The 2550-nt window shown below is 31.5% G+C and carries 1 protein-coding gene; it reads left to right on the top strand.

The window, feature by feature from the left end; translation table 11 throughout:
- Positions 1-2548, top strand: a 2548-nt coding sequence (locus FPG59_RS15465; RefSeq protein ID WP_140344704.1) for a translocation/assembly module TamB domain-containing protein, incomplete at its 5' end; no start/stop codon positions are given.
- Positions 2549-2550 lie beyond the last annotated feature (2 nt).

Genomic DNA, 2550 nt, shown 5'->3' on the forward strand with positions numbered 1-2550 from the left:
GGATATTGCCATAGGAGCAAATACAATTGTTAAAGGAAATATCAGTTCAGATGATCATGAATTTAAATTAGATTTCAATTCTCCACAAATAACAGCTTCAAATATCACATTTGATAATATTAAAGTGGCTGTTGATAATAAAAACCCGCTTTATAATGCATATGTAGAGCTTGATAGTATTAAAACAAAATATTATAAAATAAGGGATTTTAGTTTGATCAATGTGACACACAAGGATACCTTATTTTTTAGATCCGAGTTCAAAGGCGGTCCCAAAGCAGAAGATTATTACAATCTCAACTTGTATCATACTATCAATAAGGACAATAATAATGTTGTAGGTATCAGTAAATCTGAAGTCAAGTTTAAAGATTATTTGTGGTTTTTAAACGAAAATGAAACACCTGATAATCAGATTGTTTTTGATAAATCTTTGGAGAATTTTGATATAGATAGGCTGTTGCTATCCCATGAAAATCAGTCTATAGCATTGGATGGAAATCTAAAAGGAAGTGATTTTAAGGATTTGAAATTAAGTTTTAAAGATGTCAACTTAAACCAAATCACCCCCACAAACAATAAACTAGTTTTACAAGGAAATATAAATGGTGAAATAGATTTTAAACAAAATAAAAACATTTACCAGCCAACGGCTTCAATAGTCATTGATAAATTAAACGTTAACAAAACAGATTTGGGTGTTTTGAAATTTGATGTTGAAGGTGATGAAACTTTCAAAAAATTCACCATCAACTCAAACTTAGAAAACGAAAATTTAGAAGCATTTAATGCCAACGGTAATTTTGAAATTGTCAATAAAGAAACCATTTTAGACTTAAAATTAAAATTTGATAAGTTTAATATTGCAACACTTAACTCTCTTGGTGGTGATGTTTTATCCAATATAAGAGGTTTTGTAGGTGGTAATGCAACTATTGAGGGTAACTTGCAAAATCCTACCATTAACGGAAGATTATTTTTGGACAAAGCAGGTTTGACAATTCCATATCTTAACGTGGACTATGGTTTGAGTGACAAAACGATCATAGATTTGACAAATGAAAAGTTTTTATTTAGAAACAATACCTTGACAGATACTAAATATGGTACCATAGGAAATTTAAATGGGTATATAGGACACAATAATTTCTCGGATTGGAAATTAGACTTGGCTATAAATTCAAAAAGATTAGTAGCATTAGATACAAAAGATAGTGAAGATGCAGCGTACTATGGCACTGCTTTTATTGATGGTAGCGCAACAATTAAAGGGCCTACCAATAGTTTATTTATAAAAGTTGATGCCAAATCAGAAAAAGGTACAGCTGTAAAAATCCCTATTAATAATGCCGAAAGTGTAAGTGATAATGTATTTATTCATTTTGTAACAGAAAAAGAAAAATACAACATTAAAAACGGGATTGTTGAAAACACACGAAATTACAACGGTTTAGAACTTGAATTTGATTTTGACATTACGCCAGATGCTGAGGTTGAAGTGATACTGGATCGAAATACAGGTCATGGTATGAAAGGTAAAGGTTTTGGGTCTTTGCTATTTAAAATTAATACCCTTGGTAAATTTAACATGTGGGGAGATTTCCAGGCATATGAAGGAACTTACAATTTTAAATATGGAGGACTTATTGATAAAAAGTTTGCAGTAAAAAAAGGTGGATCAATAACATGGGAAGGGAATCCTATGAAGGCACAACTAAACCTCGAAGCTATTTACAAAACAACTGCAAATCCAGCAGTTTTATTAGATAATGCCTCTTTTAATTCTAAAGTTCCTGTAGAGGTTGTAATAGGTGTGCGTGGAGATTTAACGAGTCCTGAGCCAGATTTTAATATCGAATTCCCTACGGTAAGTAATGTTTTAAAATCTGAAATTCAATATAAATTAAATGATAAAGATGTAAGACAAACTCAAGCTTTGTACTTGTTGTCCTCAGGAGGTTTTTTAAGTCCTGAAGGAGTAAATCAATCTGATTTTTCAGGAAGTTTGTTTGAAACGGCTTCTAGTATTTTGGGTGGAATCATTCGCTCTGATGATGAAAAGTTTAAGGTTGGTCTTAACTTTATTGGAGCCGATAGGCGATTAGGGAAAGAAACTGATGGTAGATTTGTAGCTACTATATCATCTAAAATAAACGATCGTATTACAATAAATGGCAAGTTAGGAGTTCCTTTTGGAGGAATTAATGAGTCTGCAATTGTAGGCGATGTTGAGGTGCTGTATCGTGTAAACGAAGATGGTACATTAAATTTGAGAATTTTTAATAAAGAAAATGACATCAATTTTGTAGGTCAGGGTATAGGGTATACTCAAGGTCTTGGGGTGTCTTATGAAGTAGATTTTGATACTTTCAAAGAGTTAGTAAATAAAATATTCAAGAATTTAAAGATTGAAAAAGTAGGCAATACAATGTCACCTGATCAAGATTCAGAGATGGCTCCAGATTTTATTGATTTTTCTAAATCCAAGAAAAAAACTCCAGAACCTATTAAGAAAAATCAAGAGGGTATTCTACCAGAGGAGTATTAAAC

This window comes from Flavobacterium sp. FPG59 (genome assembly GCF_002150205.1).
Taxonomy (GTDB): Bacteria; Bacteroidota; Bacteroidia; order Flavobacteriales; family Flavobacteriaceae; genus Flavobacterium.